Here is a 16,529-nt window from a genome sequence, read left to right as displayed (position 1 = left end):
AACGAAAAGGTCACCAAATGGCAACCTTCTCTTTATAAAGCTATTTATGAATGCTCTATCCTACTGAACCCTCTAAAGAGATTTCTAATAGTTTCTGAGCCTCTACGGCAAACTCCATTGGCAACTGATTTAGCACCTCTTTGGCATAACCATTAACGATCAATGCTACAGCCGCTTCAGTGTCAATACCTCTTTGGTTACAGTAGAATAATTGATCTTCACCAATTTTCGAGGTTGTAGCCTCATGTTCTACAGACGCTGTTGAATTCTTCACCTCAATATAAGGGAAGGTATGAGCACCACATTTATCTCCTAGTAGCATTGAGTCACACTGGGAGTAGTTTCTTGCGTTCTCTGCTCTTTTGGCAATCTCCACCAAACCTCTATATGAGTTTTGACTCTTACCAGCTGAAATACCTTTTGAAACAATTCTACTCTTTGTGTTCTTACCCAGGTGAATCATCTTGGTACCTGTGTCAGCTTGCTGGTAGTTATTGGTAACAGCTACTGAATAAAACTCACCAATTGAGTTATCACCTCTCAATACTACGGATGGGTATTTCCAGGTTACGGCAGATCCTGTTTCTACCTGTGTCCATGAGATTTTTGAGTTATTACCAAAACAAAGACCTCTTTTGGTCACAAAATTGAAAACTCCACCTTTCCCGTTTTTGTCTCCCGGGTACCAGTTTTGAACAGTTGAATATTTTACCTCAGCATTCTCACCAGTGTAGATTTCAACCACAGCAGCGTGAAGCTGGTTTTCATCTCTTTGCGGAGCAGTACAGCCTTCCAGGTAACTTACATAAGAATCATCTTCGGCTACGATGAGTGTACGCTCAAATTGACCTGTACCTGCAGCATTGATTCTAAAGTATGTTGAAAGCTCCATTGGGCATCTTACTCCTTTAGGGATAAAGCAGAAAGAGCCATCAGAGAATACTGCCGAATTCAGAGCAGCATAGAAATTATCTTTAACAGGAACTACAGAACCTATGTACTTCTTCACCAATTCAGGGTGATTTTCAATAGCTTCTGACATTGAACAGAAAATTATACCTTTCTTGCTCAATTCTTCTTTGAAGGTAGTTGCAACCGATACTGAATCAATAACAGCATCCACAGCAACACCCGTAAGACGTTTTTGTTCATCCAGAGATATACCAAGTTTTTCAAACGTAGCTCTTAACTCAGGATCAACCTCATCAAGGCTATTAAGTTTCTTTTGCTGCTTGGGTGCAGAATAGTACTTAATCGCCTGAAAATCTGGCTTTTCATAGGTAACATTTGGCCACTCAGGCTCTACCATGTCTTTCCAGACTCTGTATGCCTTTAATCTCCACTCCAGCATCCATTCAGGTTCTTTTTTCTTAGCAGAAATGAACCTTACTATATCTTCACTTAATCCCGGAGGAGCCTCATCAGCCTCAATATCGGTATAGAAACCATATTTATAGTCTGACCCGGTTATTTCCTCAAGTAATTCTAAATCTTTTCTCATGTTACTATTGCCTCAAATTCTCTAACAAGACCTTATTGAATTCGGTTCTGCAAAGGTACGAATTATTCTAGCCCAAACTTCTAATTAGCAAGTTCAAAGATTACCGTCACCTCAAAAGTTTCATTATTGATCGTCAGATCGGTAGTTCCTGAAAAACTAGTCTCACTTACATCTGAAAGAACAAACTGTGGATTGTCAATAGATCTTCCTAAAAAAACAAAGCGATCAATGGTAATGCTACTTTCATCTTCCGCAAGCTCCCAGTTGGCTGTCAGAATCAAATCCGGATCATCAGGGCTACATTTTGTAGCTCCTTCTTTAAATTCATAAGAGAAGTCGCTAAAAAGTGTAATCAGGTTATCTGTAACACACGGATTTTGCGATGCAATAAGATTCACTTCCAAGTCTCCCTGTTTAGCGACACCTTCACTCACTCGCCATGTTTTAGAGTCTGTACCTGCCAAAAGCTCTATAGTAGGTTTATCAGAGCCTGGCTCAACATCATTATTCTTGCAGTTCAATAAAAGAAGAGCCAAAAAGCTCATTAACAGTCCATTTCTCATTGTCAATTTGTTAAAATTATCTTTGCCGCTTCTTCAGAGGCCTTTTTACTTCCGAGTTTACGTTTCAGTTCCCGATAAGACTCTAACTGATTTTCCCGAATTTTAGTATCCTCCAGTAGATTGTGTAGACCAGAGTAAACATTGGTTGTATTAAAATCATCTTGCACCAGTTCACTGACCACTTCTTCATCCATAATCAGGTTAACCAATGAAATGTATTTGACATTGATCAATTTCTTGGCGAGCCAATAGGTTATTCCCGAAGTCTGATAGACCACAATCTGAGGAACGTTGAATAATGCCGTCTCTAAAGTAGCCGTACCTGAAGCCACTATTGCTGCATCAGCCATCGCCAGCACATCATACGTTTTGTCTATCACAACTTCGCAGTTTCTTATACAGCCAAAAGATGCATAAAACGACGAATCAAGGTCTGCCACACCAGCGATGACAAATAAAGTGTCTTCGAACTTACGAGCCACTACTTTCATTTTCTCAGCTATTCGTTCTACTTCCTTTGGTCTACTTCCTGGAAGTAAGGCCACTACCCTATCAAATTCTTGAGGTAGCGACTTTCTAAATTCCTCTGAGGGTTGAAAGCGTTCAATTCTTTCCACCAGTGGATTTCCTACATAACTGACAGGGATATTCCTTTGAGAAAAATACTCCTCCTCAAAAGGCAGAATGGCGAGTAACTGATCTACATTTTTCTTTATTGACCTATTTCTGAAGGAGTTCCAAGCCCATGTTTTAGGAGCTATATAGTAATGAACTTTAAAGCCTTTTCTTTTGGCCCATCGAGCTATCCTTAGATTAAAGCCACTATAGTCTACCAGAATAATAGCATCTGGCTTAAAATCTAAAATCTGTTCTTTACAGGTTCTAAAAAGCTTCCTGATTTTACCAATGGAAGAAAGAAAATCTAAACCCATAAAGGCAAGTCCTTTGTAATCCTGCAGGATTTTAACACCAGATCTGGCCATCTCTTCACCACCCCATCCTTGTATTTCTGCTTTAGGGGACCTTTTATTAATAGCAAAAGCCAGGCTACCTGCATGGAGGTCACCTGACTTTTCACCGGCTATCATAAAAAATTTCATGCTATTTAGGACCGTAGTACTGAGCGTAATGATTTTCGGTTTCCTGTAACTTTACTTCATACAGCTGCACACCATATGTATCTCGCAAAATTGGCTGAAGTATATTCCAAATCGCAATGGCAAAATTCTCTGTACTCGGCAATATTCCTTTGAGGAAATCCACATCTTCATTGAGATAAGTGTGATCTACCTTAGAAATTATCGTCTCCTTTACCAGGTCTTTGAGTTTCTTCAAATCCATCACAAAACCCGTTTCCTCGTTCACTTCACCTTCTACAGTCACATAGAGTTCCCAGTTATGACCATGAAGTCTGCTACATGGACCAAAAACCTCGAAATTCTTCTCAGCAGACCATTTGTCATTATAGAGTCTGTGAGCGGCATTGAAGTATTCTCTTCTGGTAATTCTTATCATTCACTCAAAAATTTCTGCAAAAGTAGCATTAATTTCTTTGTACTCTTATCATAAACTTAATTTCACTCCTGCACTTAACCATCTACCTGGCTGCTCTACAAATCCGAAATCAAAGTATTGATAATCAAGGAGGTTCTGAGCATCTACAAACAAGCCTACACATTTAACCTGATATGCTAATCTTGTATTGACCAAATGTACAGGCATATAAGATACGGGCTCCTCATCTTTACTAGCCTGATATGCTCCCTCCCTTTGCTGGTAATTATAACTAGCCGTGAGATTTAATCCTTTGGCTATTTGCAGATCAAAACTTGCCCCAAGGTTATGTCTCAAAAAGTTAAGTGTGTAAAACGACTGAAAGCCATCTTCTTTTCGGTCTGCTTTAAGGTAAGCGTAATTGAAACGAACCCTCTTTAAGGCCCCTTCATTGAAGGTGTAGGCCGCAGAAAGCTCAAGTCCTGCCATATTGATATCATCAATATTCTCCATCTCGGGTACATCTTTCTCGGGCCTTTTCACCTTGTCAATAGCATCTGAGGTTTTCTTATAGAACAAGCTGGCATTGGCCAACCAACCGTTTCCGGCATATTTATATCCTAACTCAGAATTCAGTGCCTTCTCAGGTAAAAGCTCCGGGTTTCCTCTAACTGTAGAGGTATTCAAATATTGCTCTGTAAATGTCGGGAAACGAAGAGACCTGTTTAACGTACCGTAAACGGTATGACCTGTGGCGGGGTAAAAAGAAATATCAACACCTGGGTAAAATTCTGTACCAAATTGACTGTTCAGGTTTACTAATGTACCTGCACTTATTCCAAATCTATCCCACTCTTTCTGATGCTCAATAAAAACAGAATAATTATCACGACTGAAAGCTTTGGAATAGTAAACCCTACTAAAACCTTTCACCGCCTCAGGTTCAATATCATCTCCTAATCTGTTACTTTTTATGGCTTCGTTTCTGAACTCCAGGCCACCAGATGTAACACCAAAGTCTGATCGGTATCTCAATTTAACTTCTGCATCTGCTACAGCAGATTGATGAAAATTGACTCTTTGAATTAGCGTATCGCGGTAATTATTGAAATCATACATATCATCATGAACTCTATAAGATAGATTCATGGTAGCAGTGAGCTTATTCGAGAAATTATGTATTCTGCTTAAAGCAATAAATGTAGCCCCGGTTTCTTCATACTGATCAAAAAAAGCGGGATGATAGAAATTGGATGCACCAAACTCCTGAGCAGTTAATCCACCTTGCAATGTCCATTCTCCACTTTTATCTGAAAGCCTGTTAATGGAGTATAAGGTTCTTCTATCAAAAGCCGTGTTATAGGCATAACCATCAGATTTCATCTTGGACCAGCCCAAGCTTCCTGAATAGTTTTTATTACCTAAGCGGATATTTTGACCGTATGACTGAAGTCCAAAAGCCCCAACCTGAGCTTCTGTATCTACTCCATTTTCCTGGTTTCTTTTGGTAATGATATTTATGACTCCGCTAAACGCTGCAGGACCATAAACACGGGAAGCTCCGCCTTGCAATACTTCGATTCGCTCGATCATTTCAATGGGCACCGGAATATTCATGCTGTGATGCCCCGTCTGTGGATCATTAATTTTGATACCATCAATCATGACCAGCGTTTGATCAAAATGACCTCCTCTGATACTTACATCTGACTGAACTCCTAATGGAGATCGGGAACGAACATCCACATTCAAAGCCTGAGATAATACTCCTGCTATAGTTTTAACAGGCAAAGCCTCAATCGTCTTAGAGTCTATAACTGTTATATTTCTGGCCGTTTTTAGAAGAGAAGTAGAATTAATATTTCCGGTCACTTTAATTTCTGAGAGGTCTACCGAAAGTGAATCCTGGGCTACTAAAGCATGAGTAGCCAACACAAAAAAGAATAGTTTTTTGAACATTAGTATTTATAAATTGAAATGAAAAATATGAACTGGTTAAGCCATGCTCATCTCTTCATTCATTTTACTTAATGCTCTAAAATCTATTTTCCCAGCCTCAGAATGAGGCAATTCTTCTAATTCGATAATAAAGTTTGGCTGCTTAGATTTCGGTAGTTTTTCATTGAGAAAGAGTCGAACTTTTTGCACCGCATCCTTTTCAGCATCCAGGGTTACTATAAAAAGCACAAGCTTTTCTGAATGCTCACGCTTTACCAGTGCAGCCTCTTTAACTATGGTCAGGCATAGAGCTGTGTTTTCAATCTCCTGAGCAAAAATATTGAGCCCACGTCGATTAAACATCCGCCCTTCTCTACCTAGAAGAATTAGTTTTTCCCCTTCAAAATACCCAAGATCATTTACCGTAGGATTTGACTCGTAATCAGGGGAAATATAAGGACTGTGAACCTTTAACTGATGACCTTCAATTTCAATATCAACCTCGGGAAAGGCACGCCCCACTGAGGCTGAATTCTCTAGAATTTCTTCATTTTGATGGTAAGAAATATGGCCTAATTCTGAGGCTCCATAGTACTCAGAAAGGGTTACGTTCGGTAGAAGTCTTAAAATCCTACGAGCAGTAGTGGCATCAAGTTTTTCTCCCGCCGTTACGAAAGATGTAATTTGATCCATCTTTAGGCCATTCTTTACAAAAAGACGGGCATGTGATGGTACCATAAATACTGATGACACTTCAGCTTTTTCCACCAAATAGGGCCATGAAGCTGCTTCTGAGAGTTCCGTAAGGATCACTGTACTCCCTTGCCATAACGCATGTAAGGCAGAATTTAGGTTGGCAGAATAACCCAGAGCATTGACTATTAATACACGATCCTCAGAATTGTTGCTAAAAATCTCTGATTGATAGCCAAAAGCCTTTTCCCAATTATCATTGGTTTTCCAAATGACTTTACTTTTACCTGAGGACCCTGAACTTAGTAGGCCTAACCTAAAAGAAGATGAACTTTTCTTGGGCTCAGCAACAGCTTCAACCTCCTCCGACCCAAATCCTGCAAATAAAACAGCCCCTTCTACATGTTCTAATTCTTCAATCTGAGCAGACTTCAAATCACTCGGAAGAACCATACCACTTTTACCAATGAGGTTGCAAGCAAGTATACCAATAATATCATGATAATCACCCGCTTGAAATAAAAAGGTAGAATTTGGAATTTGATTAAGTTTCTCGGCAGTTTTGAAGATTTGGTTTCTCAATTGGCCGAAAGTGATTCTTCGAGAACCATAGCAAATTGCCTCCTTATCAGGATTTAATTCTGCTGCTATCAATACCTTTTCAACCATCATTCAATATTCTCAACCAGTACTGCCGCACCGAAACCGCCGGCTATTCCTGCCGAAACGACGCCAAATTTCAACCTTTTTTGCTTTAAGGCAAAAACAAGATGCATCAAATTCATCATTCCTGAGGCAGAGTATGGGTGACCATATGCCAAATTCCCTCCCAGAATGTTTATTTTATTTGGGTCGACTTTAAAATATTTACTGAACGCCAAGGCTTTAGCACCAAATGACTCATTTACCTCAAAGAGGTCAATATCTTCTATTTTTAATGAAAAAGTTTGAATCAGCTTTTCTACTGCAATTAGGGCACCTTCTGGTGCTTTACCAGGTGGAATACCGATGAGTTCAATCTTTTTTATTTTAGCCAAAGGTTTAGAGTCAAATAAAGAACCAGAGACTAAAGCTAAACTCGCCCCGTCATGATAATGTGCTGTATTGGTAGAATCATTAAGTTTTGAACTACTAGCTCGCCTTAGCGACTGAGGTGTAAGGTTTTCATTAATCGTTTGATCAATTCTCGACTTCCCGAATGGATCTAAAACAAAAGAATTATAGGTCTCAGATTGACTAAAAGCAAAAGCTTTCTTTTGACTCTCTAAGGTCCAATCCAGCAATTCTTCTTTTTGGAGATTAAATTTTAAAGCCAATTCAGAGGCTGCCTTCATCAGATCAGACTCACCCGATGGATCAAAGTCAGCGACTTCTAACTGATCAGTTTTTTTACGAGGATCTTTTTGATGATAGGACCTGAATGGCTTCAGCGAGTTACTTTCCATGCCCCCAATAATCATTGGATAATTGGCATCAAGATTTACTAAACCCTGTGCTAAGCGTAAAGCCTGATATGATCCCCCGCATTGCAAATCAATAGTAGATGCCTTAGTGTGTTCAGGAAGTTTGGACAATAGAGTGGTGTACCGTGCCATATTGCCCATAGTGCCGATTGAATTGGCGATAAGAACCTCCACCTCTTGTTGTGACAGCAGTGGATTTCTTGCTATGAGCCGATCAATAAGAAAGGATGCCAGTTCTTCTGGAGGAGTAGTTTTATAATACCCTCCTCTTTTTCCTGTCGGTACGCGAACCAGATCGTATATGTACAAATCGCTCATTTGAGCTACAAATCTAAACGAAAAAAGGCGACTCCGTGGAGCCGCCCTTCTATATACAATAAACTAAGATTTAGTACTTATATATTTTTCTCGAAACCTTCTTGGCATCATCCGTTAAGATGATCATTTGATAAACACCAGGCTTAAGGTTAGAGATATCAACTGTGGCTTCTCCACCATTAATTTTAAGTTGTTTCACCAACACTGTTCTGTTATCCTGATCAACTAAGGTAACCTTTGTACTTTCTCCTTCAACTTTCAAGTTTAACACATCTACCGTTGGATTCGGGAATACATTGATAACACCTACTGCCTCAGCATAAGGTACCTCTACAACATTTGAAGGATCAGATGATCCTACAGAGTTTCTTGCTCTTACACGGTAGCTATAAACAGTACCAGAAGTCACATCAGAATCTGTATACATTGTAACGTTTCTTCCAACTGAAGCTAACTCAGCGAAATCACCACCGTCCATTGCTCTCTCGATAGCAAACTCAGACTCTTTCTGGGAATCATCTTTCCAAGTTAACATGATAGACCCATCACCCATTTCGGCATCCAGATCATATGGAGATCTTGGTTCTTTTGAGAACTCAACAGTTGCAGTCACAACTTCTGAGTAAGGACCATCTCCGTAAGAGTTAAATCCTTTGATTCTGTAGGCGTAAGTTACACCTTCCTGAAGAGGCTTGTGTACAAACTTCGTTAAATCCTTATTAATTGTAGCACCTGGCTTCCAACCTGCATTATCGATATTGAACTCAACCAAATAACCATCTTCATCATTTGCTACGTCTGTAAATGTCAGAACGTTCTCAATTTCGCCCAAAACATCTGTTTGAGTCATGATAGCCAAATCAGTTGGTGCATCAGGAGGTCCAAGAGTTCTGAACCAAATCTGTTGACTTTGAGCACTTGTTCCGTGGGTATAGTTTCTTTGGATAATCGTTACACCTACCCATGTTTTTGGTTGCAAATCAGGGATCACATAACTATTAGCGTTTGCGTAAGTAACATCCAATCTTTCACCTGTTGTGCCATCTTGGAATAAGAACTCTAATTTAACTTCGTTCGCATCAATGATGCCATCTAAACAATCAAAGTCCTGAGCACCTGGTGTCCAGAAAACAGTACCTGTTGTACTGGTAATTTGATCTTCAGGAGCTGAAAGATTAGTCGGTGCATTCATTGAATAGTTAGGCAGTGTCACCGTAACCACATCCGAATTCGTTAGACCAGTTTCGTTTGTAGTAGCAATTCTAATGCTCAATGTCTGACCTGGAGAACCAACAATATCTCTAGTTACTACAGCGGACATAGGACCAAAAGCAACGATACCTGCACCCACTGAAATGGTATACTCATCGGCTAAACTTGGATCAGCATAAATTGCCTGTACTCTAACTTTCTCAGGACAAACTTTTACCACCATAAAGCTATCTGGCTTTGGAGGAAAGTCTCTGTTTGTTTTTTGTTGTACTTCGTTACTCAGAATTGAGTTTGTACCCTTCTTTGCGATTGCTCTGAATTTGTAATTTGTATTTGGATTTAGTCCAGTAATCTGAACTGGCATCTCTCCACCTGAAACAGTCACTGTTTTGGCAATTACCCAATTTGTTGATCCAACAGGGGCAACTTCAATAACGAAATTATCCTCACCTGTTACATTATCCACAAGATTAAGAGTCACAGAGTTTTGATTTTTATCTAAGACGCCAACAGTAACAGTACCTGTGAAAGCCGTGTAGGTGTATGCACTAGTCTGTACATAACTTGATTCGAGCGTTCCAGCAGGATCAGACTCTACCTTAACTTGCCATATGTAAGTTGTTCCGTCAGTTAAACCAGCCACAAGATAGCTGTAGTCAGTTGTTCCTGTGTAGGGTACGGTGGCTATTGTAGTAAATGTTGTACCACCATCTGTGGATTGTTGAAGAATAAAATTAAATGAACCTGGAACAGTGTTATTCCAAACCCATTTAACAAGGGCATCTTCTCCCTTTTCTTGGTAGTCCACTTGTGTTGGAGGAGCTATAGACGCCTGTCCAATCGCCTTGTTACCAACGGTAATAGTTAATAAAAAAATGATTGCCAGGAAAGCCCTAGTAAACACGTAAATTTCCTTTTTCATGTAGAATTAAGTTTATTGTATTAGGTGTAAATATAGATCATTCAAAAAGCCTTAAAAAGGCATCTTTAGCTAAAATTAGAGAAAATTATTTTACGGTTCTTAGAAATTGCTTATAAATAATTCTGCATCAACAACTTACGAACCTCAACCGCCTGCCTCACATCATGTACTCTGAGTATAGAACTCTTCTGTAACAGAGCAAGGGTATTTAGGGCAGTCGTGGCATTCAGAGCCTCGTCTGGAATAATGTTTAATTTCTTCCAAATCATACTCTTTCTGGAAAGGCCGGCAAGAAGAGGAAATCCCAACAATTGAAAACTTTTTAGACGATTTAGTAAGACATAATTTTGATCCATATTTTTTGAAAAACCGAAGCCTGGATCAATTATAATGTCTTTGACTCCTTTCGAAATTAAAATCCTGGTTTTCGCTTGAAGTTCTTTTAGAACGTCCGTCACCAAATCCTCATAAGTATTTAAAGATGTCATTGTAGCCGGTGTGCCTCTCATGTGCATTAAAATGTAGGGGACCTGAAGTTTTGCAACGGTATCAAACATTTTTGAATCCAAATTTCCACCTGATACATCGTTAACAATACCAGCTCCGGTCTTCACTGCCTCAGTAGCTACCTCTGACCTAAAAGTATCAATGGAAATAGGAATCTGTGGGTAAGTTTTTTGAACCAGTTCTACTGCAGGCAATACCCTATCGATCTCTTCTTGGACGCTAACCTCTGCCGCACCCGGCCGAGTGGAATAACCACCAATATCAAATATATCAACCTCCTCCTCAGCCATTTTATGCAGCGTTTCTCCAATCAATTCCAGCGAGGTCTTCCTACTTTTATCGTAAAATGAGTCTGGTGTTACATTCACGATTCCCATGATCTTGGGAATGGAGAGGTCCATTAATTTTCCCTTAACATTGGTAAGTTGTTTCATGGTAACTTCAATCACCTTATTTTTATAGCTTTGCAAATCAACAAAAAAATGCCCTTTTCCTTACGCAAATGCAAAAAACAGAAGGTCAATACACAGAAGTAATAGAGAAATGTAAAGATATATTCTCAAAAAAAAATGCTGACTATGGGACATCCTGGAGGATACTTAGGCTTCCGTCTATTACGGACCAAATATTCATCAAAGCCCAAAGAATCAGAACCTTACAAGAAAATGGCTTTGCGAAAGTAGACGAAGGTCAAAGTTCAGAGTTTATTGGTATCATCAACTACTGCGTGATGGCTTTAATTTTGATAGAAGAAAAAGAAGGCAACATCATCAGTGAAGATTTGACCCTTGAGTATTCGGCCAGAATTAAAGAAGTCATGGAGTTACTCTTTAACAAAAATCATGACTATGGTGAAGCCTGGCGTGAAATGCGTGTAAGTAGTATGACGGACATCATCCTGATGAAGCTTTTGAGAATCAAACAGATTGAAGACAATCAAGGCAAAACCATTATATCTGAAGGTGTTAAGGCCGGATATCAGGATATTATCAATTACGCTGTATTTTGTATGATAAAACTTCAAGAAGAAGCTCAATGAAACTAATTGCTCAGATTGCCCGAATACTCGTAGGCATTGAATTCATATTTTCAGGATTTGTGAAGGTGGTAGACCCTTACGGTACCGGACTGAAATTACAGGAGTATTTCGAGGTCTTTGCCGAAGATTTGCCTTTTCTAAGTGGCCTATTTGAGTTATTCGCTTCTCAAAGTCAGACGCTGTCTCTCATCTTCTGTGCTGCCGAACTGATTCTTGGTGTGGCCTTATTGGTTTCATTTAAAATGCCCAAAACAGCTTGGGTAGTTTTAGGTCTCATGGGCTTTTTCACCTTTCTTACGTTTTATTCAGCCTACTTCAACAAAGTAACTGATTGCGGATGTTTTGGAGATTTTCTAAAACTTAAACCTTGGACATCTTTCTACAAAGACATCATTAGCCTGGGTGTTATTCTCATCATCTTTTTTAACAGGAAAAGCTATAACGAATGGTTCATGGCGAAGCCTATTACGCTGATAGCGACTATCATTGCTTTCGGTATAGGGCTATATGCTAAAAGATACCTGCCGATATTAGATTTCCTTCCTTATGCCAAAGGATTAAGTATAGCGGAGCAAATGCAGCCAACTGGCGTCAAACCTATTATAGAATACACTTTCTTGGATAAAGTGAACAATGAAGAGTTACAGTCTGTAGAGTATCTTATGGATACGGCTCAGTATAAATACTTAAGTTCAGTAGTGTTAAATGAGGATGAAATTCAACCGAAAATTACTGATTTCTCAGTCACAGGTATAGAAGGTGATGACCTAACTCAAGATGCTTTTACAGGAAAAAGGGCTTTTTATATCTTCAAAAAGCTGAAAGGTATCTCAGAAGATGAATTAAAAGAAATGGCTGACTTAGGAACAGCTCTTCAAAAACAAGGTTTTGAAATAATGACATTAACCTCTCTCCTATTGGAAGATTTTAACACATTCCATAGTTCACATCATATTCCGGGAACGGCGTACAATACAGACGAGAAAGTTCTTAAAGCCATGGCTAGAACAAATCCAGTCATTTATGTGTTAGAAGATGGTGTGGTAAAAGGAAAATGGAGTAGCCACAATATTCCATCTGAATCTGAGGTTTTAGATGTATTAAAATAGTATTTGTTAATCGATAAAAGAACGATAGAGAAAGAATGACCACTAATATTTATATGTTAGGGATGCCTTCTTCAGGCAAGAGTACACTAGGAAGACAATTAGCAAAAGAATTAAACTACGACTTTGTCGACCTTGACAGAAAAATAGAAGTAACCGAAGGAAAAAAAATAAAGGAAATTTTCAGACTGGAAGGTGAAGAGTATTTCAGGAAAGTTGAAACAGACCAACTGAAGAAAATAGAACCAGATAGTAAACTTGTGATAGCCACAGGTGGTGGCACTCCGTGTTTCAATGAAAACATGGATTATATCAAAGAGTCTGGTATAAGCGTTTTCCTTGATGTTTCTCCTGAGAATCTGGAAGAAAGAATGAGGTCTAGCAGAAGAAATAACAGACCTATGTTTAAACTGGAAAACGACAACCTTCTGGAAACACTTCAGGAAACCTATAATACGCGAATAGACATTTACAAGAGAGCAGATATTATTATCGAAGGTGATACTGATGCAAGTACCATTATGTGGATACTTGATGCACAGTTCGCCAGAGGTTAAGTTCTCAATTCTACTTATAAAAAAATAGCAGGCCATAACGGTCTGCTATTTTTATTTGAGCTCACTTCCAGCTTTAGAAGAAAGTACCCACTGTAATGGTTAAAGTGCCTGACTTTTGATCTATAACAGCTGTATCATAGTTCTCAGGCACACTCAATACATACGGAGTATAAGCTGAATTAAATCGCGTTCCTGAATAAGAAACATCTGCAAAGAATTTCGCAGATCTGAAACCGGCTCCACCCGACAAAATTAAGCTTGATCTGTCAATACCATTATCTGACGAATAGGGATCAGCCAAGTAATTTACACCACCACGAACTCTCGCTTTACCCAATCTCATTTCTGCTCCGCCTTTAAAATTGAGGACATCTTTATAGACATCGCCTATTGCTCTGTTCTGCTCTGAAGTCCAGGTTTCACTCTGCTTATCCCTTACATTCATTCCACCATAGCCAACATACTCAGCCTCGGCACTAATTACACCTATTTTATTAGGCAGAATATAACCAACTCCGGCCGTAGCTCTTAATGGTGAAGTGATCTTATAATCAAAAGTACCAGGCACCAGTTCTACGGTTGAAAAATCCGTCTCAAACGTATTAGGCTTCTGGTCTATACTTACTGCAGAGTAAAAAGTTTCATTGACACTCATGGCTGTAGGTGTAGTCACATTAAAACCTATTCTAAATTCATCTGTTACCCTATGGATGACGCCCAAACTAAGATTTATCCCTGTACCTCTTACTACTAACTCGTCCTGGTAGACAAAGGCATTGAAAATTTCACCATTCGGAAAATCCTCTTGATGGGCATTAATTGAGTTATAATTCAAACTCTGGATTCCTACTCCTGCACCCAGGTATGTCTTGTCTTTAAGATTAATCCCATAACTAAAGTTGAGCTGACCAAGGTTACCACTTTCAGTAACTCTACCACTTTGACTTACCGGAAAACTTGGTTCTACTACCACATAACCATTCTCGTAGGGGTCAATGAGGTAAGCCTGATAATACAATGCTTCAGGTGTTTGTGCTACACCAGAAACCGGGTCAAATTCCGCATCTAAATCAGCAGGACTTGCACCGCTAAATGTTGCTTGCTCCGCAAAATAATCCATCATTGAACTAGCATTATTTGAGCCCGAGTAATCGAACTCATTATAAAAATTGACCAGATTGTTATAACTGATTCCAAACGACGATTTATTCGATGACGCCCTTCTGTTCTTTCTGTTAAACACAACGGACGCATGACCAATTGATGAGTTTGTAGAGTTTCTACCAGTGCTCTGACCCAGATAGGATGCTGTACTACCTGAACTCTTGAAGTTTGGAGAAATACTAAATTCAGAACGGTTATAAAAACCAAGACCCGCAGGGTTTACAAAAGTATTGCTGGCATCACCCCCTAAGGCTGTAAAAGCACCACCCATAGCTGCAGTCCTGGCTGTTCCGTAGTTTTGATATTGAGAAAACTTAAAAGCATCCTGACCATAAAAATGACCATCTAAATTGACCTGTGCCTGAGCCATCGTAGTTCCTAAAAGAAGAACCAATATGATTATTGAATATTTTTTCATTTGTCTGAATTTTAGTGCTATTGAAAGATTTCTACTCTTCTCAAAAGCAATATTTTGTTAAAGTTAGGCTAAAAAAATCCCCACCAAACATCGTTTGAATATCTGGCGGGGTATGATTTCGTCACATTTCCACCACCTTGAGAGTGATGACTGAACTAGTACTATCTAGGACTTCTTGATGAAGAGCTACCTCTTGAACTTGAAGATGAGCTACTTCCTCTTGAGTAACTTCCCGAAGAAGACGAAGTTCTTGTAGAGCTACTGCTAGGTCTGGAATAGCTGCTTCCTCTACTCGTAGATGAAGGTCTGTTGTATCCTGAGTTTCTGGAAGAAGAAGGCGTGCTGTATGAACCGCTACTTCTTGAGCTCGTACCTCTTGTGCCATAAGAACTCGTAGAAGCTCTTCTTGCTTCAGTTCTATTGAATGTTCCTGTTCTACCTGAAGTCGTCGCTGTTCTACCAGAATAGGCAGTAGCTCCGCTTCTTGAAGGTGTATACGTTCTACCAGAGGTTGTTGTAGCTGTTCTTCTACTCGTGGTAGTAGCGGCTCTTCTGGTGTAAGTATCATAAGATGTTGGTCTCGTACTTGTCACACGTCCGTTAGCTCTTGAGGTTAATTCACCCCTGCTAGCTGTTTGCGTAGCACTGGCTACTCTTCTGGAAGATGTAGTAGCCGAAGGTCTTCTGGTGTTTACAAAACCATTATTGTAGACACTGCTTGCTCGTCCGCCTGCTCTTGGTCCGTAAGCTACTTCTCCGCCAAAACGAGTATCAGTAAATGATCTGTTCCAAAATACTGGCTGTGCTCCATAGTAAGGAGACCATCCATAAGCGTAGTTATTAAGACCATAACCTCTGAAAGAATTGAAGCCCCAAGGCGAATATCCATTAAAGCCCCATGGTGAATAAGACCAGTTGTTCCATCCATAGTTAAATGGATTGTAACCGAAACTGAAACCAATTCTAGAAGCTAGCGGAACGTATCCATATGCCCCAAAAGAATTCCAGCCCCACGGACTAAAGCCAAACGAGTTCCAAGAATTCCAACCACCCCAGGTATTCCAGTTATTGAATGAATTCCAGCTGTTCCATGAGTTCCATCTATTCCAGCTTGCTGGCCCGTTATTCCAGGCGTAATCATTCCATCCTTCAGAATATCCGTCAGCATAGCCAGAAGAATACCCTGCATTAGGATTAACGTTTCTATTCAAGTCCCTTGAAGTGACATAATTCTCATCATAGTAAGCGTCTGTTCCTTCCACAGTACTATCCAAAGGCATACGATCATATGCATCGTTATAATTCTCCAGATAATCAGGAGCGTATGAATCTGCTTTTTTAGATACAGTAGGTGAATAAACCACGGCAGCGTCACTTGATGAACCATACAGGTCATCATACTCTCCATTACTCACCACAGTTTTACTTGTAGAACAGCTTGTCAAATAAGCCGCTGATAAAACTGCCAATCCCAAATATTTTAAATTTATCATAGTTGTAACTATTTAGTCTTCCACTGAACAATCTACTCTTTAGATGCATCAGAGCCCCCGTAGGTTGCATCAGTTCAAAAAAATCTTTGTAGAGAACAATTAATTTGACACTGAAAGCACTCTGACCCATACAAAACTACC

The 16,529-nt window shown here is 39.5% G+C and carries 14 protein-coding genes; 3 read left to right on the top strand and 11 right to left on the bottom strand.

Annotation, left to right across the window (positions count from 1 at the left end; genetic code table 11):
- Nucleotides 1–55: 55 nt before the first annotated feature.
- The 9 genes from sufB to folP form a co-directional block, all read right to left on the bottom strand.
- Entirely contained in the window at nucleotides 56–1,501 is a 1,446-nt protein-coding gene (gene sufB, locus ACUXV0_RS17445; RefSeq protein WP_446190863.1) for a Fe-S cluster assembly protein SufB, read from the bottom strand.
- Between the two features lie 80 nt (nucleotides 1,502–1,581).
- Nucleotides 1,582–2,064: a hypothetical protein gene (locus ACUXV0_RS17440; RefSeq protein WP_446190862.1), complete on the bottom strand. Its 483-nt coding sequence runs from the start codon at nucleotides 2,062–2,064 to the stop codon at nucleotides 1,582–1,584.
- 2 nt (nucleotides 2,065–2,066) lie between these two features.
- The gene (gene lpxB / locus ACUXV0_RS17435; protein WP_446190861.1) at nucleotides 2,067–3,164 is read right to left on the bottom strand and encodes a lipid-A-disaccharide synthase; all 1,098 of its coding nucleotides are present in this window, start codon (nucleotides 3,162–3,164) and stop codon (nucleotides 2,067–2,069) included.
- Nucleotide 3,165: 1 nt separating this feature from the next.
- Nucleotides 3,166–3,579 (bottom strand): 6-pyruvoyl trahydropterin synthase family protein, encoded by a 414-nt coding sequence (locus tag ACUXV0_RS17430; RefSeq protein ID WP_446190860.1) that lies wholly within the window; start codon nucleotides 3,577–3,579, stop codon nucleotides 3,166–3,168.
- Nucleotides 3,580–3,627: 48 nt separating this feature from the next.
- Nucleotides 3,628–5,517, bottom strand: coding sequence for a TonB-dependent receptor (locus ACUXV0_RS17425; RefSeq protein ID WP_446190859.1), 1,890 nt, complete (start codon nucleotides 5,515–5,517; stop codon nucleotides 3,628–3,630).
- A 36-nt stretch (nucleotides 5,518–5,553) separates the two neighbouring features.
- Complete coding sequence (locus ACUXV0_RS17420) at nucleotides 5,554–6,861, bottom strand: AMP-binding protein (RefSeq protein ID WP_446190858.1); 1,308 nt, start codon at nucleotides 6,859–6,861, stop codon at nucleotides 5,554–5,556.
- A complete protein-coding gene (locus ACUXV0_RS17415) occupies nucleotides 6,858–7,970 on the bottom strand; it encodes a thiolase family protein (RefSeq protein ID WP_446190857.1) in 1,113 nt (370 codons plus the stop codon). The genes ACUXV0_RS17420 and ACUXV0_RS17415 overlap by 4 nt, the downstream gene beginning before the upstream one ends.
- A 70-nt stretch (nucleotides 7,971–8,040) precedes the next feature.
- A complete protein-coding gene (locus tag ACUXV0_RS17410; protein WP_446190856.1) occupies nucleotides 8,041–10,104 on the bottom strand; it encodes a T9SS type A sorting domain-containing protein in 2,064 nt (687 codons plus the stop codon).
- Between the two features lie 110 nt (nucleotides 10,105–10,214).
- Nucleotides 10,215–11,045: a dihydropteroate synthase gene (folP, locus tag ACUXV0_RS17405; RefSeq protein WP_446190855.1), complete on the bottom strand. Its 831-nt coding sequence runs from the start codon at nucleotides 11,043–11,045 to the stop codon at nucleotides 10,215–10,217.
- A gap of 68 nt (nucleotides 11,046–11,113) precedes the next feature.
- On the opposite strand from folP, the gene ACUXV0_RS17400 reads away from it, so the two are divergent.
- From ACUXV0_RS17400 to ACUXV0_RS17390, 3 genes are read left to right on the top strand one after another with little or no spacing between them, the layout of a single operon-like run.
- Nucleotides 11,114–11,650 carry a DUF1599 domain-containing protein gene (locus ACUXV0_RS17400; RefSeq protein ID WP_446190854.1) on the top strand — a complete coding sequence of 179 codons (537 nt, stop codon included), beginning with the start codon at nucleotides 11,114–11,116 and terminating at the stop codon, nucleotides 11,648–11,650.
- Nucleotides 11,647–12,759, top strand: coding sequence for a BT_3928 family protein (locus ACUXV0_RS17395; RefSeq protein WP_446190853.1), 1,113 nt, complete (start codon nucleotides 11,647–11,649; stop codon nucleotides 12,757–12,759). The genes ACUXV0_RS17400 and ACUXV0_RS17395 overlap by 4 nt, the downstream gene beginning before the upstream one ends.
- Nucleotides 12,760–12,794: 35 nt before the next feature.
- Nucleotides 12,795–13,313 carry a shikimate kinase gene (locus ACUXV0_RS17390; RefSeq protein WP_446190852.1) on the top strand — a complete coding sequence of 173 codons (519 nt, stop codon included), beginning with the start codon at nucleotides 12,795–12,797 and terminating at the stop codon, nucleotides 13,311–13,313.
- A gap of 73 nt (nucleotides 13,314–13,386) precedes the next feature.
- Here ACUXV0_RS17390 and ACUXV0_RS17385 read toward each other — a convergent pair whose 3' ends face one another.
- Both ACUXV0_RS17385 and ACUXV0_RS17380 read right to left on the bottom strand, forming a co-directional pair.
- Complete coding sequence (locus ACUXV0_RS17385) at nucleotides 13,387–14,895, bottom strand: OmpP1/FadL family transporter (RefSeq protein ID WP_446190851.1); 1,509 nt, start codon at nucleotides 14,893–14,895, stop codon at nucleotides 13,387–13,389.
- A 161-nt stretch (nucleotides 14,896–15,056) separates the two neighbouring features.
- Complete coding sequence (locus tag ACUXV0_RS17380) at nucleotides 15,057–16,388, bottom strand: hypothetical protein (RefSeq protein WP_446190850.1); 1,332 nt, start codon at nucleotides 16,386–16,388, stop codon at nucleotides 15,057–15,059.
- Nucleotides 16,389–16,529: the final 141 nt, after the last annotated feature.

The organism is Jiulongibacter sp. NS-SX5 (genome assembly GCF_052828545.1).
Note: the sequence above shows the minus strand (reverse complement) of the source record. Positions and strands in the feature narration are given on the sequence as shown.